Raw genomic sequence first — 22,457 nt, forward strand, 5'->3', positions numbered from 1 at the left:
GGGTATCTACTGTTCTGACAGAAACCAAGTTCTGCCAATGAGCTGGTGCAAATTTTGTATCGCTATCTGCAGCTCGTTCAAATCGTCACGAAACGACGACCCATATGATTCACTGTTGGTACTGGCAATGACGACCTTGTGAAGGGCATCCGCTTCACGCTTAACATCTTTAGATTTAGGCAAGGCTTTGGCAGACGCAATAATGGTGTTCAAGCAATAAGTAATGGCTCGCGGAAAGTGGTCATCTGCTAAAAGAAAGTGAACAACCGGCGCCCCTTTAATGCTGCAACGCATTGCCCGACGGAACGGTTGATCAGCATTAAGTGAGCGCAATACGTTAGCCCAAATAATCTGCCGAGAGTTAACCGCAAACTCATCGTCTTCAACTTGTAAAATCGCTGCAATAGCGGCATCCAAGTTACGCGTTGTCATATCAGCACGTTCAATATTTTGCCCAAGCATTAACATATCCCACGCTTCATCACGAGACATGTTCACAAACATCAGACCGACAATTTGCTGGCAGGCCTTAATCACGTGATCTAGAAACTCATGACGATTGCTGCGGTTGATGCCTTGGTTCAAGTTCTCTTGCACGAACTGGGTAAGCTCGTTAACCATCTCCCAAGCTTCCGCAGGAATAACATCACGAGTGGTGCGGATATTTTCACGGATACTTTGTAGCGAGCTAACAATTGAGCAGGGATTCGTATCGTCGCCCAATAAAAACTTCACCACGTTACGCTCATCACGCACCGAGTAACGATCGTTGAAGTCTTGCTCCAAACTATTAATCACGATCAGGTTGTACCAACCGAAGTTGACCTGACGCGGCATATCAAATAACAACTGGTCATAAATATTGACCAAGCGTGCAGTACTTTCTACGCGCTCAATATAGCGAGCAGCCCAATAAACTCGTTCAGCAACTTTAGATAGCATTAGCGATTACCCGTTGTGGTATCTACGATCCAAGTGTCTTTACTACCACCACCTTGGGAGGAGTTGACCACCAGGGAGCCTTTTTTCATAGCAACACGGGTTAACCCCCCAGTTGTCACATAGGTGTCTTTGGATTGCAGGATAAATGGTCGCAAATCCAAATGACGCGGCTCCAATTTGTTTTTACCCACCAACGTCGGCGCGGTCGATAATGCCAATGTTGGCTGAGCAATATAATTACGCGGGTTCGCTTTAATTAACTCGGCAAAGGTTTCGCGTTCTTTTTTAGTCGAATGCGGCCCCACCAACATACCGTAACCACCGGATTCGTTCGCCGGCTTCACAACTAACTTATCGAGGTTATCGAGCACATAGGCGCGCTGCTCGTCGTCATAACACAAGAAGGTTTCAACGTTAGGTATTAAAGGCTCTTCTTTTAGATAGTAACGAATAATATCCGGCACAAATGCGTACACTACTTTGTCGTCGGCAACTCCTGCCCCGGGAGCATTTGCGAGCGCAACATTACCTGCGCTCCAAGCGCGCATTAAACCAGCAACGCCCAATACCGATGTTGGATCAAATACTTCAGGATCTAAGAACAAGTCGTCGATACGGCGATAGATCACATCGACACGTTCAAGACCGGCAATGGTCTTCATATAAACACAATCATCATCTTGAACAACAAGGTCACTGCCTTCAACCAGCTCTGCACCCATACGTTGAGCTAAAAACGCGTGCTCAAAATAAGCCGAGTTATAAATACCCGGCGTAAGAACCACGATCACAGGCTTGGCAATATCGCGTGGCGATAATGCCACGAGAGTATTGAACAAATGCTCAGGATAATCACCAACAGGGGCAATATTGACCTTCTCGAACACCTCAGGCAAAACGCGCTTCATAATTGAGCGGTTCTCTAGCATGTAAGACACGCCCGACGGCACGCGTAAGTTATCTTCCAGCACATAAAACTGGCCATCAGAATCGCGCACCAAATCAGTGCCACAAATATGCGCCCAAACGCCGAAGCGCGGACTCACACCCTCACACTCTTTAAGGTAGTTCTTTGATTGCTTGAGAATAAACTCGGGAATAATGCCGTCTCGAATAATGTTTTGATCATGGTAAAGATCGTCAATAAACATATTCAGGGCTTTCAAACGCTGCTTTAAGCCAGCCGCTGTTTTGTCCCATTGAGCTTTAGAAATCACGCGCGGCACAATATCAAAAGGCCAGGCGCGGTCAATGTTCCCACCTTCGGTGTAAACAGTGAACGAAACTCCCATATCTTTGATCGTGGAGTCGGCGGCTATTTTGCGCGAATTAATGTCATCTTCTGACAAGGAACTTAGATAATTGACGAGCTGACGGGCAGGTTGGCGAGCATTGCCCGGACTGCTGATTAACTCGTCGAAGAAATTTTCCTGAAGTTCGTATTTCTTCCAATCGATTGGCATAGAAGTCTCTGACGGGAATTAAATTTAGCTTTATCAACGTATGAGTAGAACACCCGAAGGTGCCTAGCCGCAAGGGTTGAGCACACTGTGATTGAGTTTGTCGTCTTTCGCCAGTAGTAATTAGAAATATTGCTACTTTCTACGAAACCAGCTTGGGACGTTATTGACACTGACGAATCGAAAAACCAACACGGCATGAATCAACCCTATGATCAGCCCTGGCGCCATGTCACCAGCAGCCATTAAGTCCCACACCAACATAGGAAGGGTTAAAATCGGAAACCATGCAAAGTACCGATAAAAAACCCGCTCAAATCTCGACCCTAAGCTGTCCACCTCATTATTATTTTTATCAACAACTGACATATGAACTCCTAAACCTAGTACTACAACCTATCAAGCGGACCACAGATAACTACCAGATACCATTAGCCAAACGTCGTGCATATTCGTAACAGGCTCAGCGCTGAACATCCGGCGATTTGACCAAGCTCTGCTAGACTCAGTGGAGAATAATTAACATTAGGGCTTTCGATCATAGTGCGCGCCATATGGATATTGTTAACCATCGCTACTCTCGGATTGGTCGCAGCATGCTTGCCGACCGAGGCACCACTGCGTATTGGTACCAATGTTTGGCCTGGTTATGAACCGTTTTATCTAGCACGACAGCTTGGTCACTATAAAGATCAAGATATTAGGCTAATTGAGTTACCGTCATCGACGGATGTGATGAATGCGCTTCGTTTAGAACAACTGGAAGGGGCAGCACTGACCTTAGACGAAGTCATTACCTTATCCGCGGAAGGGTTAGATCTCGTGGTCGTCATGGTTTGTGACATATCCAATGGTGCTGATGTTGTTATGGCTCGCCCAGAAATTACATCGCTCGTGGATTTACGGGGGAAACATATTGCAGCAGAAACGACCGCAGTAGGGGCGCTGATGCTGGATTCACTGCTGAAAGCCGCCAATCTATCCGCCTCAGATGTTAAAATTGAGTATCTCCCTCCGGCAAACCACGAAGATGCCTATCTCCGTAACGACATCGATGCCATGGTTACATTTGAACCTTATTCGTCCAAGCTTGCGGATGTTGGCGCTCAGGTCCTCTTTGACAGCTCACAAATCAGCGGGCAAATCGTCGACGTACTTGTCTTTAACCGCCAGCTCGTCAACAACCAAGATAAGCGAATAGGTAGCGTTATCGATGGTTATTTCAAAGCACGAAAGCTCATTATTGAGCACGATTCGCATGCATTTACTGTAGTTAACCAACGCCTGCGACTACCACCCGAACAACTACCCAAGGTCTATAGCCAGCTAATATTCCCAAGCCCTGAAGAAAATCGCCGCCAATTATCAGGCGAGCATTCATATTTAAGCCGAACTGCAAATGAGCTCGCCGAATTAATGTCTCGGCAACATCTAATATCCAGAAAACCAGAGCTTTCGAGATTCACTACCGACCAATTTATCTCGGTAACAAAATGAAGCGGCATTATTCTATCCGTCGATTACTCATGTATTGGTCATTATTGGCTCTTGGCGTCACTGCAATAATTCTTGGCTATTTTCTTTTCCAGAGCCGACTAGACCTATTTGAAGAAAACTGGAAAAGCAAAATTCAGTACGACCTGGAAAGTCTGCGTATTGTGATGCAGCAACAACTACTGAACGATGATTGGAGCCAAGCGGATCAGAGCCTAAGTAATATGGCAACGCGTCCTCATTTATTGTATATGGCCCTGTTTGACGAAAAAGATAAGCAAGTACAACTCGCTACCAGCAGAGCAGATATCGGTCACCGATTTAACCGCAATCTGGTAGCAAAAGATCTCGATTCCAAGCTGCGTATATTTCAGGTATCACGTCAACAAGATCAATTTTATGCATTAATACCTATTCAAATTCGGTCTAACAAATCTCGTAGTAACTCTGCCGCTTGGGTGTATGCCCACTATGACTCCCATCAAGACTACAACGCTATGCTGCTAGGATTGTTGCAAAAAATATCCATCGTCGTAGCCATGATGGTTCTCTATCAATTAGGTCAGAGCCATATAGTTCGCCAGCATGTATTAGAACCTTTGCAACGACTTGTGACCTTCACTAAGTTACTGCAAGAAGGCCGAATGGGGGACACAATCAAAACCCATACATCAACAGAATTTGTCTATCTAGAAAATGCATTTAATGGACTTAGCATCCATTTAAAACACTCCATGCGCCAGATCGAACAGCAGCATATGCTTAATAGCGCTTTCACACTTGGCTTTCCTGATATCGCCTTTGTGGTAGACAGTAATGGTATTATTCGTGGCCGCTTTGGTAGTAGCGCGAGCTCAGTCGACCGTTTAAATAGAGACTTAATTGATACCCCATTTACCGCGTGGGTCAATCTATCTGAAGTAGCACTGTTAGAAGAAAATAAACAACGCGCGATTGATACGCGCGAATTAGTGATTCATGAGTTTCGCCATGATAATGTTTTTTTCGAATCACGCATGGTTCCGCTTATTGATCAAGAAAATCACGATATCTCACGCGGAGTGCTCTGGTTAGTTAGAGATATTAGCGATATTAAACTCAAGCAAGAGCTGATTGAATATCAGGCTAACTTTGATCCACTAACGGAACTCGCCAATCGGCGCTTAGCATTAGATCGTATTGAGCAAAAAATAGTGCAATCTCAGCAAGAATCCAGCTGGGGGGCCGTGTTATTTATCGACCTAGATCACTTCAAGAATATTAATGATTCGCTTGGACATCCGATAGGGGACCAACTCCTCATTGATATTGCTGCCCGTCTTAAATCGACGACAGATCACCAAGATCTTATCGCTCGATTGGGCGGTGATGAATTTTTAGTATTAAGCGGTGAACTGGCAACGACAGAGTTATTAGCAAGTAAAAATGCCGAAGCTCTCGGTATGAAGATTTTGTCTGCCATTAAAGAGCCATTTACAATTGATGTGAATAGCTTCCATTTATCCGCCAGTATCGGCATCGCTTGCTTCCCTCACGACGGTATTACCGCGAGTGATTTAATTCGCCAGTCGGATACCGCGATGTACCACGCCAAAGCACTTGGACGCAGCCAAATCTGTATTTATAACCACAGCATGCAAGAAAAAACCAAAGAGCGGCTACACCTATTTAATGACTTGCACCAAGCAATCTTAGATAACGCCTTTTCCTTGGTATTCCAACCCCAACTTGATGATGAAAACCATATCATTGGTGCCGAAGTGTTGTGCCGCTGGGTAAATCGCGGTCAATCGGTTAGTCCTGACGTATTTATTTCTGCCGCCGAGGAAACGAACTTAATCCTACCATTGGGGCGATGGCTAGTGATGGAAAGCTGCCGAACTTTAAAGCAATGGCGCGATGCTGAATTATTACCAACTAGTTTTAATCGTTTAGCGATTAATATCAGCGCCGCGCAATTTATGGATCCAAAATTTGAAGAGTTTATTACCGAGGCGATTAGGTACCACAAACTATGCCCTAAGTTACTCGAGCTTGAACTAACGGAGACATTGTTTATGGGCGATAAACATATCATTCGTGAGAAAATGAGCGCTCTAAGTCTACTCGGCTTTACTTTCGCGCTAGATGATTTTGGTACAGGTTACTCGTCACTCAGCTACCTACAGCGACTTCCTATTAACAAACTTAAAATTGATCGTTCATTTGTAATGGACATTCTTGATTCCAAGACCCCCATTAGTATCGTTGACTCTATTATTCAGCTCGGTCAGAACTTAAAAATGGATATTATTGCCGAGGGTGTCGAGACCAATGATCAATGCGCCTACCTTTCAAATCATGGCTGTCATTCCTTTCAAGGCTATTTATTCAGCCGACCACTGACCGAAGAAAATTTTCTCAAATTTATTCGCAACCACAGCTCTCAGCAAGACGTTTAACAAGCCCCCCTCATATCTCTGGCACTGGCATTGCTAAATACACTCTAGGTTAACGAAATAAGCGCTGAACCGTCACGTTTAGATCTTTTTTGCGCCATAACGGTGCGCTAAAACAATAATAATCCCTGTATCAGTTCGAAAATGACAATGGGATTTAGAATTCAAACGGAGTCCAACATGATCGATAAAGTTACCATGACCGAACAAATCATCGCTGCCAAACTGGAAAAAGGCTTAACTTGGGAGAAGATTGGTAAGGATCTTGGCATGTCACCAGTTTGGCTGACATCCGCTTGTTTAGGAATGAACAGTGCTCCGGCAGAAAAGGCCGAAGCCATAACCGAATACCTAGGATTAGGTACAGAAGTTTGCACAGCTCTTAAAGCTTATCCGACCAAGATTTGGGATCAAGCTGTCCCTACAGACCCTTTGGTGTACCGCTTGTACGAAGTCGTTGGCGTATACGGCGAAACATTAAAGGAAGTTATTCAGGAAAAATTCGGCGATGGCATCATGAGCGCCATCGACTTTTCAATGGAAGTTGACAAAATTGAAGATCCGAAAGGCGACCGCGTTTTATTGACGTTGAACGGTAAATTCCTCCCTTATAAGAGCTGGTAGTTCTAGCAAAACTGGATATTAAAATAAGTCGACCATTTGCTCTTTCATCCACATGACTGCTGGATCTCTGGTCGACTTAACATGCCAATATAAATGTATTTCTAACGGCTCCAATGGTAATGGCAATGGCTGAATAATATGCCCAGTCTGAACCTGCATCTGCTCGGCATAGGTGCGCGGCAACGTTAATAGTAAATCGGTATTGGCTACCACTTGCACCGCCGCGTAGTAGTTCTGGCAGCGCAAAGTAACCTGCCGAACCTTACCCAATCGCGTTAACGCAAAATCTTCAACACCCTGCCCCTCAGTCCGACTAGACACTAAAATATGACGGCTATTCACATAGTCATCCAGATTTAGCCGATTAGAAGCTAGCGGGTGACCCTGTCGCATAACGACAACCAGCGTTTCACTGCCCAATGCTTGATGACGGATTTGATCAGAGACCGGCAACAATACATCTGCGGCAAAATCGATTTGTCCGCTAGCCAAAGCACTTTCCATATCTTTGCGAGCAACGCGTAAGCTGCGCAATTGCACCTGCGGAGCACTGGTCTGCAAGCGTTGCATTAACTGGGGTAAAGCAGCAGCCTCCATGACATCACGACTCGCCATCGTGAATATACGAGTGGCCAAACGCGGATCAAACGCCAAGCCTTCTGTCAGTGTGGACTCCAAATCCTGAAGCGCAGCTCTTACGCGACCAATAATCGCCTTAGCTAACGGCGTCGGCGCCATGCCTTTACCCGAACGTTCAAACAATGGGTCATTGAAGCGCTCCCGCAATCTAGCAAGGGCATGACTTACCGCGGGTTGGGAAAGGTTCAGCTGTTCACTGGCTCGAGTCAGATTTCCTTCGCGATAAATAGCATCGAAGATAACGAATAGATTCAAATCCACCCGAGATATATTAATATTCTGCATGAAAGCGACCCAAATTCATCTATACAACGAATTCATTATGCCCCTGTTGCTACTCACTTTAAACAAGTTACAAGTTCTCTAACAACAACCTCATGCAATCAAGTTTCGTAGCTCTTCGTTAAGGCGACTTCGTAATTTTTTCCCCATTCCATTGCGTGGAATACTGTTTACGCGAAAGAAATATGTCGGCGTACTTTTAGGATCAAGAGATTCAAGTAGAAAATCACGAAAGACGTCTAAATTAATATTCGTATTTTCGACAATCGCCATTGCTATTCCAACGGTACCATTCGGTAAATCGATAGCAAAACTGGCCGCATCTTCTAGTCCGGTATAAGTTTCGGCTACATTATCTAATTCGTCTGGATTTATTTTCCAGCCGCCTAAATTAATAATTTCTGCCGTTCGTCCTGTTAGACTTAATAGCCCCTGCGGCTGTAACTTTCCTCTATCTCCCGGGTAGAACCAGCCATCACGAAAAGATTGCCGTGACGCTTCAGCATCATCCTCATAGTCATGAATCATCCCTGCCGATTTAATGCGAATATTGCCTTCGACTCCAAGATCAACGGAATTATCAAGCTCATCGACAATTTGAACCTCAACTCCCGGCTGAACATAAGCAGCGTTGATAACATCGCTTGGCTGAGCGAGTTCTATCATGCCAACACCGCCTACTTCTGTTGATCCATATACACCGTAAAGCTTTCCTGAAAATAAATTATGTACCCTTTTAACTAGTACTCCAGAGATAGAGCTACCTGCCAGCCTAATTTCTCTGATACCCGCGAATAAAGCCTGCTTCGACTGTTTGTAATCGAGGATATTATTTATCTGCAAGGGAGATGCGATGAGAGACACCACATAAAACTCTCGTAACATTCGAAGAAATGTCTCATTACTGGTTGGTAGCAAAACTGCACGTCCAACCTGCATACAATACAGCATGGTCATAAATCCACCGATTGTGGCTAATCCCATTAGATTAATCTCATTACCAGACGCACAAGACCAAATCATATGATTTCGATTGAGGCGCTGATTTAATTGCATTGGCGTAAGGCAAACTATTTTACTAACGCCCGTCGTACCACTCGTTAAGATCATTCTACAAAATGAACTACCGTAATCGTGAGGTGTTGAATTTTCGCGCAATGAGAGTTCCGGCAGATTGGCAAACCAAGCTTGGTCAATATTGATAACCGATCGCTGTTCGCTCAAAACTGCATCTCTATCGGTAATTAGCCAATCAAATTCTAACGTGTCAGGAAGTTTCGTATTTAGGTGGGAACTACAACTTAAGCACCCTCGATGAAACAAGGCAAGGGTGAAAATAAATCCTAGCTTTGGTGTTAGTGCCAAAATAACACGATCGCCAACAGCAATATTTTGCAAGGAAAGCTGCTTTGACACACGCAGACAAAGTTGATGGAGTGAAAAAAACGTCAGACTTTCTACACCATCGCTAAATGCTATTTCATTGGGGGAAATTTTCGCGCGAAATTCCAACAATAAAAACGGATTATATTGGCTCATTTTATAATCAAAAACCTAAAATTAAGTTATAACGCAGTTAAAACATCAATCGACCACCGAACTGCAGACCGCTCATCGGCGTAACCCAATTAACATCTTCACCACCAACAGTAAAATGCTCCCAAGAAACACGTTTATAACGATAAGAAACATCCAATTCTAATTCTTCTATTACATAAACCAGAATGCCGGCCCCAGCGTTAATCGCATGGCCACCGACATTGCCGTCGCGGCTAGTAAAAAAATCTCCAGTTCCTTCATATTTATAGACGCCTAGCCCAGCGGCTAGATAAGGCCGCACTCGTGCTTGGGTAAATGGAACTATTAAATCGAAATCCCAGCCTGCTAATTCTTCGTCCGAGCCATCAGAGTCGTACTCTAAGTATGTCTTACTGTAACTTATCTCGAAGCGCACTCCTCCTTTCCCCACGGCACCTAAGGTCAACTGCGAATTGGTGTGTTCAAAATCTTCTTCAATCTCAATGCCACCATTAATGCGATCGTGTCCTGTGCCGGTACCCATTTGGTAACCGATATACCAATGGTCTTGTCCGGTATAATCAACAGCGTAGACAGATGAGGTAAACAAACAGCCACAGATCGCGGCGTACAACGAAGCTTTCATAGCATTCCCTTGCGCTAGACATAAAGCGCTATTATGGGCAGCCAAGCTATTGCTGGCAAATGCTTGTTACTGACATTAAAAGATAGCAATAACTACTAGGCACAAAAAAACCCGCACTGCATAACAGGGCGGGCTTTTAATCGTAAAAAATCGGTTCGCTTAACGCTTACCCAGTTTCTCACGAATTTGCTGGATAGCACGCAGTTGACCTGCAGCAATCGCCAGCTGAGACATAGCGCGTGAGTAATCAAAGTCGCCGCCTTGATTTTCCATCGCTTGCTCTGCATGTTTCTTCGCTTCCAGAGCGGCTGCTTCATCCAGATCGTCTGCACGAACCGCAGTATCGGCAAGCACGGTGACTGAATTGGGCTGCACTTCTAGAAAACCACCAGAGACGTAAACAATCTCTTCTTCACCGTTTTGTTTAACAATACGGACTGGACCTGGCTGTAACGGAGTGATCAAAGCGGCGTGGCCTGGTTCAATACCAAGGTCACCCAAAATGCCTGATGCTACTACGCGCTCAACTTGGCCAGAGAAAAGATTCTCTTCGGCGCTGACGATATCGCAGTGGACGGTAATCGCCATAATCTAATCCTCTGATCAGAGGAGGCTGGCACCGGACAACTTACTCGGTGCCTGCCCGCCCATTACATTTTACCGGCTTTCTCGACGGCTTCGTCGATAGTACCAACCATGTAGAACGCTTGTTCTGGAAGGCTATCATAGTCACCGTTCAGGATTCCCTGGAAACCACGGATGGTTTCTTTCAGAGATACGTACTTACCAGGCGCGCCTGTGAAGATCTCTGCCACGTGGAATGGCTGAGACAGGAAACGCTCGATCTTACGTGCACGAGATACCAGCAGCTTATCTTCGTCAGACAGTTCGTCCATACCCAGAATCGCAATGATGTCTTTCAGTTCTTTATAGCGCTGAAGAACACCCTGAACACCACGAGCTACGTTGTAGTGTTCGTTACCGATAACCAGTGGATCCAACTGACGTGAAGTACTGTCTAGTGGATCGATCGCTGGGTAGATACCCTTAGAAGCGATGTCACGAGACAAAGATACTGTTGAGTCCAAGTGAGCGAAGGTAGTCGCTGGGCTTGGGTCAGTCATGTCATCCGCAGGTACGTATACCGCTTGGATAGACGTGATCGAACCAGTCTTAGTAGAAGTGATACGCTCTTGAAGAACACCCATCTCTTCTGCCAAAGTTGGCTGGTAACCTACCGCTGAAGGCATACGGCCTAACAGTGCAGATACTTCCGTTCCCGCCAAGGTGTAACGGTAGATGTTGTCAACGAACAACAGTACGTCTTTACCTTCGTCACGGAATTTCTCAGCCATCGTCAGACCAGTCAATGCAACGCGCAAACGGTTACCCGGCGGCTCATTCATCTGACCGTAAACCATTGCTACTTTTGATTTAGCTTTGTCGTCTAGGTTTACAACACCAGACTCTGCCATTTCGTAGTAGAAATCGTTACCTTCACGAGTACGCTCACCAACACCGGCGAATACAGACAAACCTGAGTGTGCCTTAGCGATGTTGTTGATCAATTCCATCATGTTTACAGTTTTACCAACACCAGCACCACCGAACAGACCTACTTTACCACCCTTAGCGAATGGGCAAACCAAGTCGATTACTTTGATACCAGTTTCTAGCAAATCTGTAGAATTTGCTTGCTCGTCAAATGCTGGTGCCTTGCGGTGAATAGAAGCAACTTCTTTCTCACCGATAGGGCCACATTCGTCGATAGGGCGACCAAGAACGTCCATGATACGACCCAGTGTTTCGATACCCACAGGTACAGAAATAGGACCGTTCGTGTTTGTTACTTGAAGCCCACGCTTCAGACCTTCTGTCGAGCCCATCGCAATAGTACGAACTACGCCATCGCCCAGCTGTTGCTGAACTTCGAGGGTGGTTTCTGTACCATCAACAGTAAGGGCGTCGTAGACCTTAGGTACCACATCACGCGGAAATTCCACGTCGATTACGGCACCGATGATCTGTACGATACATCCGCTCATATTCGGTTCCTCTTAATCTAAAAACCTTCGTTACTGGGCTTATACAGCCGCAGCACCGCTGACGATTTCTGAAATTTCCTGGGTAATAGCTGCCTGGCGAGCTTTGTTATACAACAACTGCAGCTCTTTGATCATGTCACCGGCGTTATCGGTGGCATTCTTCATTGCCAACATACGTGCAGCCTGCTCACAGGCATTATTCTCAACTACACCCTGGTACGCCTGAGATTCTACGTAGCGTACTAATAGACCTTCTAAGATCTCTTTAGCATCTGGCTCGTAAATGTAATCCCAATGATGCTTCAGTGCGTCATCTTTTTCTGCCTTAAGGGGCAATAACTGCACCGCTTGAGGCGATTGGGTCATCGTGTTCACAAAACGGTTATGCATGATGAATAGGCGATCGATTCGACCACTGTCGAATGCCTCCAACATCACTTTTACCGCTCCGATCAGGCTGGCCAGTTCTGGAGCATCACCAAGGTGAGACTTAGAAGCGACCACGTTGCCACCAAAGTTAGCGAAGAACAAATTAGCCTTAGAACCGATTGAACAATAATCGACTTCTACGCCTTTGCTTTTCCAATCTTTAGCATTCTGTGCCAATTGCTTAAACAAGTTGTTGTTTAAGCCACCACACAGGCCACGGTCGGAAGACACCACGATATAACCAACTCGCTTGATTTCGCGGTCTTGCAGATAACGGTGACGATATTCAGACGTCGCATTCGCCAAATGGCCAACCACGTTACGGATTTTATCCGCATATGGACGGCTTTGTTCCATGCGCATCTGAGCACGACGCATCTTACTTACAGCAACTTTTTCCATTGCTGAGGTAATTTTCTGCGTGCTCTTCACACTCGAAATCTGACCTTTAATTTCTTTACCGACTGCCATACTTAAGCTGCCTTCTCATTGAGTGAATCCTGCTGACGGCTTATCACCGTCAGCGTTGGACTTACCAGGTCTGAGTGTTCTTGAATGCTTCAATACACTCTTTTAGACCAGCTGCGATCTCGTCATTGTAATTGCCTTTCTCACCGATGCTCGCCATCAGTGAAGCGTATTCACTGTTAGCAAAGCTCAGCAGGGCAGCTTCAAATGCAAGAATCTTAGCCACTTCAACGTCGTTCAGGTAGCCTTCGTTGACAGCAAAAATTACCAAGCCCATTTCAGCAGCTGACATTGGTGCGTATTGACCTTGCTTCATCAGCTCGGTAACAGCGCGACCATGTTCTAACTGCTTACGGGTAGCTTCGTCTAAGTCAGATGCGAACTGAGCGAAAGCCGCCAATTCACGATACTGAGCTAGAGCCATACGGATACCACCGCCAAGCTTCTTGATGATCTTAGTCTGAGCAGCACCACCTACACGAGATACCGAAATACCCGCGTTCATTGCTGGGCGAATACCCGCGTTGAATAGGTTGGTTTCTAAGAAGATCTGACCGTCAGTAATGGAGATCACGTTAGTCGGTACGAAAGCCGATACGTCACCACCTTGGGTTTCAATGATAGGTAAAGCGGTCAAAGAACCAGTTTTGCCTGTCACTGCACCGTTAGTCATTTGCTCTACATAAGTCGGGTTTACGCGACATGCGCGCTCCAACAAACGTGAGTGCAAGTAGAATACGTCACCTGGGTATGCTTCACGACCTGGAGGACGCTTCAACAATAGGGAAATCTGACGATATGCCCATGCTTGTTTAGTCAAATCATCATAGATGATCAGAGCGTCTTCACCGCGGTCTAGGAAGTATTCACCCATCGCACAACCAGAGTACGGAGCCAAGAACTGCATTGCTGCAGGATCAGCCGCGCCAGCTGCGACGATGATGGTGTGATCCATCGCGCCGTGTTCTTCAAGCTTACGTACCACGTTGGCGATAGAAGATTGCTTCTGGCCAATGGCGACGTAAATACATTTAATACCAGTGCCTTTCTGGTTGATGATGGCATCGATCGCCATCGCAGTTTTACCAGTCTGACGGTCACCAATGATCAACTCACGCTGACCACGGCCTACCGGCACCATGGAGTCTACTGACTTATAACCAGTCGGTAATGGTTGATCAACGGATTGACGTGCAATAACGCCGGGCGCTACGCGCTCAACAGGTGCAGTCAATGTCGTTTCAATCGGACCTTTACCGTCGATTGGGTTACCCAGAGTGTCGACAACGCGACCCAATAGAGCTTCGCCAACCGGCACTTCAAGAATGCGGCCAGTACATTTGGCAGTTTGGCCTTCGGCCAAACCTTTGTAATCACCTAAAATCACTGAACCTACTGAGTCACGCTCAAGGTTCATTGCTAGGCCGTATACGCCGCCTTCAAATTCAATCATCTCACCGTACATAGCGTCGGCAAGACCATGGATACGAACGATACCGTCGGATACTGATACGACGGTGCCCTCATTCTGGGCCTGTGAAGTCACATCGAGATTTTCGATGCGTTTTTTGATGACTTCACTGATCTCGGATGGATTCAGTTGCTGCATGCATCGTCCCTCAAACTAGGATTTCATCGCTTCGGCTAATTTGGACAGCTTGCCCTTTACGGAGCCATCAATTACCAAGTCCCCGGCACGTATGATGGCGCCACCAACGAGAGTCTCGTCGATTTCACTTGTCATACGTACATCACACTGCAGTCTCGCTTTAAGCGACTGCGTCAGCTTTTCCGCCTGCTCGCTCGTCAGTTCGAACGCCGATGTGACGACTACGTCTACGGTGTTCTGTAACTGAGCTTTCATCTCTTCATAAAGAGCGGCGATTTCAGGCAATAAAGCCAAACGCTTGTTCTCAGAAAGGACTGCTACCAGGTTTTTGGCTGCTTCATTCAGCTTGTCGCCACATACGTCAATAAGCGCTTGTGCTTGCTGTTTTGACGTTAGAGAAGGGTGCCCAGTTACCTTCAGCATACCGGCATCAGCCGATACTGCAGACAACAATGCAAGGTCTTCCGACCATGCATCTAGAGCTTTCTTCTCACTTGCTTCAGCAAACACCGCTTTGGCGTATGGCCGAGCGAGAGTTGTTAATTCAGCCATGTAAACCTCGCTTAAAGCTCGTCAGCTAATTTGTTCAACAGCTCGTTTTGAGCTGAAGCGTCGACTGACTTGCCAAGAATTTTAGCTGCGCCAGCTACTGCTAGCTCAGATACCTGCTTACGCAGTACTTCTTTAGCGCGGTTCACTTCTTGCTCAACTTCAGCTTGAGCACCAGCTAGCAAACGATCCCCTTCGCTACGAGCCGCTTCTTTGGCTTCGTCGACGATTTGGTTAGCACGCTTGTTAGCTAACTCGATGATTTCAGCTGCTTTTTCTTTGCTTTCACGGATTTGGGCAACGGCTTTTTCTTGAGCCAGTTCCAAGTCACGTGCAGCGCGGTTTGCTGCGTCTAGACCATCGGCAATTTTCTTTTCGCGTTCCTGCATCGCATTGAGCAGGTGAGGCCACACAAACTTCATGCAAAACAGCACGAAGATCGCGAAAGTAATGATCTGGCCGATCAGAGTCGCGTTTATGTTCACGCCAGAGCCCTCATGTTCGTTGATTAAGGAAGTTCGTTGTTACCAAAGAACCCTTAGGCAGCAAACATCAGGTACAAGCCCAGACCAACACCGATCATTGGAACTGCGTCCAATAGACCTGCGATCAGGAACATTTTACCTTGTAACATTGGACCTAGTTCAGGTTGACGCGCAGTGCCTTCAAGCAGACGACCACCCAACAGACCAAAACCGATTGCAGTACCTAGGGCACCAAGACCGATCATCAGAGCTGCAGCCAGGAATACCAGACCTTGTTCCATAATTATCTCCAAATAGAAGTTAAGTTAGTTAAAGTTAAGGGTTAAAAATTAATGATCTTCGTGCGCCATGCTCAAATACACGATGGTTAACATCATGAAAATGAACGCTTGCAGTGTGATCACTAGAATATGGAATACCGCCCAAGCCCATTGCAGGACACCACCAAGTAATGCCATGCCAACGCCAGCGGAGAACATTAATGCGATCAAGATGAAGATCATCTCACCTGCATACATGTTACCGAAAAGACGAAGCGCCAAAGAGATAGGCTTGGCCAGCAACGCAATCGACTCCAGGAAGAAGTTCACAGGAATAAATAGCGCTTGAACGATAGGGTTTTTCGCATTGAATGGATGCAGGGTCAATTCGCCCACGAAACCACCAATACCTTTGATTTTGATCGAGTAGAAGATCATCAAAGCAAATACAAATAGCGACATGCCCAACGTCACGTTCACGTCGGTAGACGGTACAACCTTCATATAATGCACACCGAAGGCACCGAAAATAGAAGGTAATACGTCAACTGGGATCAAATCCATGAAGTTCATCATGAAAACCCAAGTAAATACGGTCAGAGAAAGAGGAGCTACGACTTTATTTGCGCCGTGGAAGCCTTCTTTAACAGTGTTGTCGATAAACTCAACAACCATTTCGATAAAGTTCTGGAAGCCAGTCGGAACACCAGTGGTGGCGTTACGCGCTGCGCGCCAAAACAAAAACATAATCAGAGCGCCTAAACCAATAGACCAGCCCAGTGAGTCAACGTGAACTGCATTGAAACCCATTGCAGCAGCTTCTTCGCCGCCATGAGCCATAGTCCAAGTTGAACTGGTTAGTTCAGTGGTCGTGCCATCTTCGTTATGACGAACGTAGCCCGCCGGCAGTTTGCCGTAGGTTAAGTTGGTCAAATGGTGCGAGATATACTCTTGGGAGTTACCAGCCATTGTTCACTCTCAATTCAAAGGTTTATAAATTGGCGATCTTTGCTGAGGCTACGTGCCCCAGCTGCACTGTTATGAAGCCTGCAAACAGTGCCAGAACATTCAAAGGCTCGACGCGTTGAAAAATTACCGCAAAACTCAACGCTGTCAGCACAAACTTCCAGGATTCACCCTGGTAAAACGACTGTACAACTTGCACAGTGGATCTTGCTCCGCTGTAGCGGAATGCTCGCCATACGAAGTACGCATTGGGCAGGGCGCATGTTAACCCTCCTAATAGCGCCGAGTAGGCAGCGACATCGCTATACAACCAAGCCAACGAAGCAGAAAGAACGGTCAGAATCAGTTGTAACAACACAATTCTATAAACCGGTGGACGTGGTATCGATGACAACCTGTGCTCCACGTTTTAGTCAGATTTCTGCAACACCCAGTTTCAGGGCGCGGTGATTATATTGGCAAGGCCTGTCGGCTTCAACCGCTGTGGCGCTTTATCGCGCAATAAATGCGTATTTGAGTAGAAAAGGCAGGAATGAAGCGCAGATACCGAGCATTCACTCGATATTTCCGAGGCTTAGAGAAGGATTTTTGGATGTTTTGTCTGCAACTCGGGTCTATTTTCTAAGGACGAGGATTAATCGTGACCATAGGAGGAGCTACCGGAGGGGCGGGAGCTGCCGCAGGAGCAGGAACATTATTCAACTCTCGCGGTGTCGACGCCTGATCTAATTGATTGCGCTCTATCGTAGCAGCAGTTGTCGGCTCTTTATTATCGTCAATCACAACTTCCGTATGGCTATCGAGCCGTATCTCCGTTAGTTCGTCATCAGGCACTAGCTGCATAAAGCGTTTGTCAGCGAAAACGCTGGCGCTTAACGCTGAAGCTAATAGTAAAAGGAACAAAGAACGCATAACTTCGGCCTCGCAAGTTACTGAACTATCAGTCTGGATCAGTCGGCAGCGAAATGCGCGACTTAATAACCTTAATAATAGTCAGGATTGAGTAAGGTGGAGGCGAAACGAGTCAAATATGACAGAAAGAGGGGGATAGCTTCATGAAAGACATGAAACTATCGTTAACAACAGGAAGGAAAATATCGATCAGGCGTAAGAATACTGGCTTACTTAATGTGCTCAAGAATGCCATCAAGCTCATCTAAATTGGTGTAACTAATCACCAATTTCCCTTTACCCTTAGCGGTGTGCTGAATCGCAACCTTGGCCCCCAATCGATCCCCTAACATACGTTCTAGACGCTGCACATCCGGATTTGGTTTTTCAGTTGGCTTACTCTCAGTATTGGCACCGGATTGAATGTGGCGAACCAAAGCTTCAGTCTGGCGCACCGTTAAAGCACGACTAACCACCTGCACACCAGCATCGCTTTGCGCTTGCCCATCAAGGCCGAGCAGAGCGCGAGCATGACCCATTTCGATATCGCCATGCTCCAGCAAGCGCTTTACGTCTTCATTTAGATTCATTAAGCGCAACAAGTTAGCCACGGTCGCACGGTTCTTACCTACGGCTTCCGCTACTTCCATTTGCGTCAGCTCAAATTCGTGCTGCAAACGGTGCAACGCCATAGCCTCTTCCATAGGATTGAGGTTTTCGCGCTGAATGTTCTCAATGAGAGCCATCGCAATGGCAGCAGAATCCGGCACATCGCGAACCAATGCAGGCACGCGATCCATACCGGCTAACTGGCAAGCACGCCAGCGACGCTCACCCGCAATGATCTCGAAACGATCATCTTGGCCAGGTAATGGACGTACAACAATCGGTTGCATTAAACCTTGAGCACGAATAGACGCCGCTAATTCTTCTAGCGCTTCTGGCTGAATATCTTGGCGCGGCTGATAACGGCCGGGCTGCACAAACTCGATGGGTAAATGACGCAACTCACCTTCGGGTAGCTTTACCGGCTGGCTTTCTTCGCCCTCGGCCAACGGCTCAGTCGGAACCGCTGCAGCGCGCGAACTGGCCAAAAGGGCATCGAGGCCGCGCCCTAAGCCGCGTTTACGTTTTGTCGTCGTCATGCGTATTACCTAATCCTTTCTTTGCCGCTCAAACGGAGGCGGCAGCTGTCTTCTGTGCCGCTTTAGTGCGGCGATTCATTTCTCCGGCCAAGGCCAAATATGCCATCGCGCCGCGAGAGGTTTTATCGTATTTCAATGCTGGCAAACCAAAGCTTGGCGCTTCCGCCAAACGGACATTACGCGGTATCACCGTGCTGTAAACTCGATCGCCAAAGTGTTCGGTCAATTGGTTAGATACATCAACCGTAAGGCTATTACGCGGGTCATACATAGTGCGCACTAAGCCTTCAATTTGCAGAGCAGTATTTGGCCCTGATTGAATTGACTCAATCGTTTGCATCAAGGCGCTCAAGCCTTCCAGTGCGTAATATTCACACTGCATTGGAATTAAAACACCGTGCGCTGCAACTAATGCATTCACGGTTAGCATATTGAGTGACGGCGGGCAGTCGATCAGGATGTAGTCGTAATCAGGACGCACTTCAGCTAAAGCTTCGCGTAAACGCTGTTCACGACGCGGTAACTCCATCAGTTCGACTTCAGCTGCGGTAAGGTCACCGTTAGACGGTAAAACATCAAAGCCACCTTCTTCGCTGTGCTGCATTGCTTCAGCGGTGCGACAGCGCCCCGTTAAAACGTCATACAGCGAGCGTTCTAGATCATGCTTATCGACGCCGCTCCCCATCGTCGCGTTGCCTTGCGGATCAAGATCGATCAACAACACTCGACGCTTGGTCGCAACCAAAGACGCAGCCAAGTTTACCGCAGTCGTGGTTTTACCCACTCCGCCTTTCTGATTCGCGATAGCAATTATTTTACTCACAGATCAGCTTTCCTTTTACTTGGCTGGACGTTGTTAAGTGGACCGTTAAACATTGGCGGTAGGAATCAAACGCATAATGTGGCGCTCGCCCTCCACCCCGGGAATCTGTAATTCAAAACTCTCGGTTACTGCAAATTCACCACGCAAGTCATCGATTTCTTGCTGTGGATATTGGCCTTTCATTGCCAGAAAGTGCCCATGTTCAGCCCGTAAATGCTTACACCAAAAGGTCATATCCGCTAATGAAGCAAATGCGCGGCTGACAATAATATCGAAAGGCTCCGAGGGATGATATGCCTCAACTCGATCGTTCACTATGGTGACATTCTTTAAACCTAAATGTGTCACCGCTTGAAACAAAAATCGCGTCTTTTTGCCGTTACTGTCTAGCAAGGTAAAGGCGATATCCGGATTCATAATGGCCAAAATAATGCCCGGCAAACCAGGACCAGTGCCCACATCAATAACCCGCTGAGCACCCAACACATAAGGATTGACGGCAAGACTATCGAGTAAATGTAAGTTCACCATATCCTTGGGATCGCGAATCGCCGTCAGGTTATAAGCCTTGTTCCACTTTTGTAGCAGCGCTAAATATTCTTGCAGTGCGTACAATTGCTCTTCACTGAGAGCGATACCCATAGCGTCAGCGCCTTGGGTGATATTCGTGGCATAGGATTTAGTCGATGTGCTCATGGGATCTATCGTTTGGTTGTCGAGCGGCGCAGTTTATCACAAATCGCCACTCGCACCGCTCCTCGGTTCGCTGTACAGAACAGTCTTAACCAAAGCCATATCGTGATCTAACAAACGTCACCCTCTATACTGCACGCACTTTTTACTAAGACACCATTATGAATCCAATGACTGCGCCCAAATCTGCCCTAGTTCCATTACTCGCAGCTGCTATTGCCTTAGTCGTGGTGCACGGCTTTGGGCGCTTTATTTATACCCCGCTGATCCCACTGTTTGTGCAGGATGGTATTCTGACCTTGGCCCAAGCCGCTCAACTTGCCACTTGGAATTACGTCGGCTATCTAACTGGCGCCATGCTGGCCTTATTCAGCTATCAACGCGGGCTAGGCAAGATGGCGCTGACTCTAGCGCTTATTGGCAACGCCGTTATTACCTTTGGCCAAATATTTTCCGCTCAATATGAATCACTAGCCCTGCTGCGCTTACTGAATGGTATCTCCAATGGCGTGGTGTTCGTATTAGCACCCGCGTTAGTGCTGGAGTGGCTCGTCGCCAACAATAAGGCCCACCTTAGCGGGCTAATGTATTTAGGCGTTGGCGTTGGTTTGCTCAGCAGCAATGCTATTGTCGATGCCACCGAAATTTGGCTTACAGGCAATCAACGTTGGTTCCCTGCCGCGCTTATTTCAATGCCATTAGCATTGTGGAGTGCGTGGTACTTATCACATTTATCAAAAGGTACGCCGGCGCAAAGCCGCGACGACAATACCCCACTGTGGGATAGGGCAAGCACCCCGTTATTTCTTGCCTATACCGGTGCAGGCCTCGGCTATATTTTGCCCATGACGTTTTTACCCGCCGTCGCCCATGATTGGAATTTACAGCTCAACCCAAGTGCTTGGCTCCTTGTTGCCATCGCCTCAATTCCATCCACTATTATTTGGAATTCACTCGGCACTCGCCTTGGCGATCGTAATGCGTTAATCATCAATTATGCCGTGCAAGCGGTCGCCGTCGCCGCGATTCTCGTCATGCCTGAAGCAGCACTAGGTTTATGGATATGCGCTATCTTCATGGGCGGTAGCTTCCTTGGTGCAGTATTCCTGACCCAACGCCTCGCAAGAACCCTGCACCCGCATCAAGGACCGCGATTAAGCGCAGCCTTAATCGCACTCTATGGAGTCGCGCAATTAGTCGGACCAATTTTGGCCGAAGTGGGCATCAATATGGGCGCGACACTGGCGGCAACCTTTATTTGGGGCTTAGGCGCTTGTATCTGGGGAATGGTTTTGATGTTCTGGGTGCCAACCAAGCGGACACACTAGTCCGCACTCTATTTCTTAAACGGTATCCTTATATAAATCAGCCTTTAAGCTTCGTTTAAGTAAGTGCCCGTTATTCTGCAAACCTACAGCAGAATTACTGGAGCGCACATTGTGAACAATCCCATAGCAAACAACCCAACCGTTAAAGTTTGGGACCCTTTGGTCCGTATCTTTCACTGGTCGTTGGTTTTCTTTTTCTTTCTCGCGTATTTCACCGAAGACGATTTTGAAACCATTCACACTTGGTCTGGTTATACCGTGGCAGCTCTGATCGGCTTCCGTATTGTTTGGGGGCTAATCGGCACTCATCATGCGCGGTTCGGCGATTTCGTTGCGTCGCCAAGTACCATTTGGCGCTATGTCGTTGCCATCCCCGCAGGTAAAGCAAAACGCTACATCGGTCATAACCCTGCCGGTGGCGCTATGGTCATCGCCCTGATTCTGTCCTTGGCGGGCACGACCCTTTTTGGCATGGCGCTTTACGGAGCCGATGAACAAGCAGGGCCGTTAGCAGGCACTTGGATTGCAACATTCGACGAACACACGCTGAAAGAAATCCATGAATTCTTCGCCAACTTCACCTTAGCCTTGGTCGGCTTACACGTTGCAGGTGTGATTTTTAGTAGCTTTCATCATCGCGAAAACTTGCCCCGCTCTATGGTGACTGGCCGCAAAGAATCCCGCGCTGATGATGTAAATACCTCACGTAAAAACAGCTGAGAC

At 47.0% G+C, this 22,457-nt stretch carries 24 protein-coding genes; 5 read left to right on the top strand and 19 right to left on the bottom strand.

Annotated elements, in window-relative coordinates; all coding sequences use genetic code 11:
- Positions 1-6 precede the first annotated feature (6 nt).
- From TOL_RS17785 to TOL_RS17795, 3 genes are all read right to left on the bottom strand, one after another.
- Complete coding sequence (locus TOL_RS17785) at positions 7-942, bottom strand: alpha-E domain-containing protein (protein ID WP_015488768.1); 936 nt, start codon at positions 940-942, stop codon at positions 7-9.
- Positions 942-2,405, bottom strand: a complete 1,464-nt coding sequence (locus TOL_RS17790; RefSeq protein WP_015488769.1) for a circularly permuted type 2 ATP-grasp protein — start codon at positions 2,403-2,405, stop codon at positions 942-944. Before TOL_RS17790 ends, TOL_RS17785 begins: the two co-directional genes overlap by 1 nt.
- A gap of 132 nt (positions 2,406-2,537) precedes the next feature.
- Positions 2,538-2,771, bottom strand: coding sequence for a hypothetical protein (locus TOL_RS17795; protein ID WP_015488770.1), 234 nt, complete (start codon positions 2,769-2,771; stop codon positions 2,538-2,540).
- Positions 2,772-2,945: 174 nt separating this feature from the next.
- Between TOL_RS17795 and TOL_RS17800 the strand changes: the two genes are divergently transcribed.
- From TOL_RS17800 to cynS, 3 genes are all read left to right on the top strand, one after another.
- Positions 2,946-3,899, top strand: coding sequence for an ABC transporter substrate-binding protein (locus TOL_RS17800; protein WP_015488771.1), 954 nt, complete (start codon positions 2,946-2,948; stop codon positions 3,897-3,899).
- Entirely contained in the window at positions 3,896-6,337 is a 2,442-nt protein-coding gene (locus TOL_RS18595; protein ID WP_015488772.1) for a putative bifunctional diguanylate cyclase/phosphodiesterase, read from the top strand. Before TOL_RS17800 ends, TOL_RS18595 begins: the two co-directional genes overlap by 4 nt.
- 180 nt (positions 6,338-6,517) lie before the next feature.
- Positions 6,518-6,958, top strand: coding sequence for a cyanase (gene cynS / locus TOL_RS17810; RefSeq protein ID WP_025266601.1), 441 nt, complete (start codon positions 6,518-6,520; stop codon positions 6,956-6,958).
- Positions 6,959-6,976: 18 nt separating this feature from the next.
- Here cynS and TOL_RS17815 read toward each other — a convergent pair whose 3' ends face one another.
- The 16 genes from TOL_RS17815 to rsmG form a co-directional block, all read right to left on the bottom strand.
- The gene (locus TOL_RS17815; RefSeq protein ID WP_015488774.1) at positions 6,977-7,882 is read right to left on the bottom strand and encodes a LysR family transcriptional regulator; all 906 of its coding nucleotides are present in this window, start codon (positions 7,880-7,882) and stop codon (positions 6,977-6,979) included.
- 90 nt (positions 7,883-7,972) lie between these two features.
- Positions 7,973-9,418: a class I adenylate-forming enzyme family protein gene (locus TOL_RS17820; protein ID WP_015488775.1), complete on the bottom strand. Its 1,446-nt coding sequence runs from the start codon at positions 9,416-9,418 to the stop codon at positions 7,973-7,975.
- Between the two features lie 37 nt (positions 9,419-9,455).
- Complete coding sequence (locus TOL_RS17825) at positions 9,456-10,043, bottom strand: hypothetical protein (RefSeq protein ID WP_015488776.1); 588 nt, start codon at positions 10,041-10,043, stop codon at positions 9,456-9,458.
- A gap of 159 nt (positions 10,044-10,202) precedes the next feature.
- On the bottom strand, positions 10,203-10,631 hold the full coding sequence (locus TOL_RS17830; RefSeq protein ID WP_015488777.1) for a F0F1 ATP synthase subunit epsilon: 429 nt from the start codon (positions 10,629-10,631) through the stop codon (positions 10,203-10,205).
- A gap of 62 nt (positions 10,632-10,693) precedes the next feature.
- The gene (atpD, locus tag TOL_RS17835; RefSeq protein ID WP_015488778.1) at positions 10,694-12,088 is read right to left on the bottom strand and encodes a F0F1 ATP synthase subunit beta; all 1,395 of its coding nucleotides are present in this window, start codon (positions 12,086-12,088) and stop codon (positions 10,694-10,696) included.
- Between the two features lie 39 nt (positions 12,089-12,127).
- Complete coding sequence (gene atpG / locus TOL_RS17840; protein ID WP_015488779.1) at positions 12,128-12,988, bottom strand: F0F1 ATP synthase subunit gamma; 861 nt, start codon at positions 12,986-12,988, stop codon at positions 12,128-12,130.
- A 61-nt stretch (positions 12,989-13,049) separates the two neighbouring features.
- On the bottom strand, positions 13,050-14,594 hold the full coding sequence (atpA, locus tag TOL_RS17845; RefSeq protein ID WP_015488780.1) for a F0F1 ATP synthase subunit alpha: 1,545 nt from the start codon (positions 14,592-14,594) through the stop codon (positions 13,050-13,052).
- A 15-nt stretch (positions 14,595-14,609) separates the two neighbouring features.
- The gene (locus TOL_RS17850; protein WP_015488781.1) at positions 14,610-15,146 is read right to left on the bottom strand and encodes a F0F1 ATP synthase subunit delta; all 537 of its coding nucleotides are present in this window, start codon (positions 15,144-15,146) and stop codon (positions 14,610-14,612) included.
- Positions 15,147-15,157: 11 nt separating this feature from the next.
- Positions 15,158-15,628, bottom strand: a complete 471-nt coding sequence (locus TOL_RS17855; protein ID WP_025266606.1) for a F0F1 ATP synthase subunit B — start codon at positions 15,626-15,628, stop codon at positions 15,158-15,160.
- Between the two features lie 53 nt (positions 15,629-15,681).
- Positions 15,682-15,909, bottom strand: coding sequence for a F0F1 ATP synthase subunit C (gene atpE / locus TOL_RS17860; protein ID WP_015488783.1), 228 nt, complete (start codon positions 15,907-15,909; stop codon positions 15,682-15,684).
- A gap of 48 nt (positions 15,910-15,957) precedes the next feature.
- Positions 15,958-16,857, bottom strand: coding sequence for a F0F1 ATP synthase subunit A (atpB, locus tag TOL_RS17865; RefSeq protein WP_015488784.1), 900 nt, complete (start codon positions 16,855-16,857; stop codon positions 15,958-15,960).
- A 22-nt stretch (positions 16,858-16,879) separates the two neighbouring features.
- Positions 16,880-17,260: a F0F1 ATP synthase subunit I gene (locus tag TOL_RS17870; RefSeq protein ID WP_041588555.1), complete on the bottom strand. Its 381-nt coding sequence runs from the start codon at positions 17,258-17,260 to the stop codon at positions 16,880-16,882.
- 215 nt (positions 17,261-17,475) lie between these two features.
- Positions 17,476-17,766 (bottom strand): hypothetical protein, encoded by a 291-nt coding sequence (locus TOL_RS17875; protein WP_015488785.1) that lies wholly within the window; start codon positions 17,764-17,766, stop codon positions 17,476-17,478.
- A gap of 209 nt (positions 17,767-17,975) precedes the next feature.
- Complete coding sequence (locus tag TOL_RS17880; protein ID WP_015488787.1) at positions 17,976-18,890, bottom strand: ParB/RepB/Spo0J family partition protein; 915 nt, start codon at positions 18,888-18,890, stop codon at positions 17,976-17,978.
- A gap of 28 nt (positions 18,891-18,918) precedes the next feature.
- Entirely contained in the window at positions 18,919-19,713 is a 795-nt protein-coding gene (locus TOL_RS17885) for a ParA family protein (protein WP_015488788.1), read from the bottom strand.
- Between the two features lie 45 nt (positions 19,714-19,758).
- The gene (rsmG, locus tag TOL_RS17890) at positions 19,759-20,409 is read right to left on the bottom strand and encodes a 16S rRNA (guanine(527)-N(7))-methyltransferase RsmG (RefSeq protein WP_015488789.1); all 651 of its coding nucleotides are present in this window, start codon (positions 20,407-20,409) and stop codon (positions 19,759-19,761) included.
- 158 nt (positions 20,410-20,567) lie between these two features.
- On the opposite strand from rsmG, the gene TOL_RS17895 reads away from it, so the two are divergent.
- Positions 20,568-21,734 (top strand): YbfB/YjiJ family MFS transporter, encoded by a 1,167-nt coding sequence (locus tag TOL_RS17895; RefSeq protein WP_015488790.1) that lies wholly within the window; start codon positions 20,568-20,570, stop codon positions 21,732-21,734.
- A gap of 111 nt (positions 21,735-21,845) precedes the next feature.
- A complete protein-coding gene (locus TOL_RS17900; RefSeq protein WP_015488791.1) occupies positions 21,846-22,454 on the top strand; it encodes a cytochrome b/b6 domain-containing protein in 609 nt (202 codons plus the stop codon).
- The last annotated feature ends 3 nt before the right edge of the window (positions 22,455-22,457 follow it).

It is taken from the genome of Thalassolituus oleivorans MIL-1 (assembly GCF_000355675.1).
Lineage (GTDB): Bacteria > Pseudomonadota > Gammaproteobacteria > Pseudomonadales > Oceanobacteraceae > Thalassolituus > Thalassolituus oleivorans.

What these genes read in the sequence shown, in the direction of transcription:
- TOL_RS17850 (WP_015488781.1), bottom strand. Translation starts at nt 15,146, where the DNA reads ATGGCTGAATTAACAACTCTCGCTCGGCCATACGCCAAAGCGGTGTTT.
- TOL_RS17785 (WP_015488768.1), bottom strand. Translation starts at nt 942, where the DNA reads ATGCTATCTAAAGTTGCTGAACGAGTTTATTGGGCTGCTCGCTATATT.
- TOL_RS17895 (WP_015488790.1), top strand. Translation starts at nt 20,568, where the DNA reads ATGAATCCAATGACTGCGCCCAAATCTGCCCTAGTTCCATTACTCGCA.
- TOL_RS18595 (WP_015488772.1), top strand. Translation starts at nt 3,896, where the DNA reads ATGAAGCGGCATTATTCTATCCGTCGATTACTCATGTATTGGTCATTA.
- rsmG (WP_015488789.1), bottom strand. Translation starts at nt 20,409, where the DNA reads ATGAGCACATCGACTAAATCCTATGCCACGAATATCACCCAAGGCGCT.
- TOL_RS17795 (WP_015488770.1), bottom strand. Translation starts at nt 2,771, where the DNA reads ATGTCAGTTGTTGATAAAAATAATAATGAGGTGGACAGCTTAGGGTCG.
- TOL_RS17830 (WP_015488777.1), bottom strand. Translation starts at nt 10,631, where the DNA reads ATGGCGATTACCGTCCACTGCGATATCGTCAGCGCCGAAGAGAATCTT.
- TOL_RS17790 (WP_015488769.1), bottom strand. Translation starts at nt 2,405, where the DNA reads ATGCCAATCGATTGGAAGAAATACGAACTTCAGGAAAATTTCTTCGAC.
- TOL_RS17875 (WP_015488785.1), bottom strand. Translation starts at nt 17,766, where the DNA reads ATGCGTTCTTTGTTCCTTTTACTATTAGCTTCAGCGTTAAGCGCCAGC.
- TOL_RS17815 (WP_015488774.1), bottom strand. Translation starts at nt 7,882, where the DNA reads ATGCAGAATATTAATATATCTCGGGTGGATTTGAATCTATTCGTTATC.
- atpG (WP_015488779.1), bottom strand. Translation starts at nt 12,988, where the DNA reads ATGGCAGTCGGTAAAGAAATTAAAGGTCAGATTTCGAGTGTGAAGAGC.
- atpA (WP_015488780.1), bottom strand. Translation starts at nt 14,594, where the DNA reads ATGCAGCAACTGAATCCATCCGAGATCAGTGAAGTCATCAAAAAACGC.
- TOL_RS17825 (WP_015488776.1), bottom strand. Translation starts at nt 10,043, where the DNA reads ATGAAAGCTTCGTTGTACGCCGCGATCTGTGGCTGTTTGTTTACCTCA.
- atpD (WP_015488778.1), bottom strand. Translation starts at nt 12,088, where the DNA reads ATGAGCGGATGTATCGTACAGATCATCGGTGCCGTAATCGACGTGGAA.
- atpB (WP_015488784.1), bottom strand. Translation starts at nt 16,857, where the DNA reads ATGGCTGGTAACTCCCAAGAGTATATCTCGCACCATTTGACCAACTTA.
- atpE (WP_015488783.1), bottom strand. Translation starts at nt 15,909, where the DNA reads ATGGAACAAGGTCTGGTATTCCTGGCTGCAGCTCTGATGATCGGTCTT.
- TOL_RS17880 (WP_015488787.1), bottom strand. Translation starts at nt 18,890, where the DNA reads ATGACGACGACAAAACGTAAACGCGGCTTAGGGCGCGGCCTCGATGCC.
- TOL_RS17820 (WP_015488775.1), bottom strand. Translation starts at nt 9,418, where the DNA reads ATGAGCCAATATAATCCGTTTTTATTGTTGGAATTTCGCGCGAAAATT.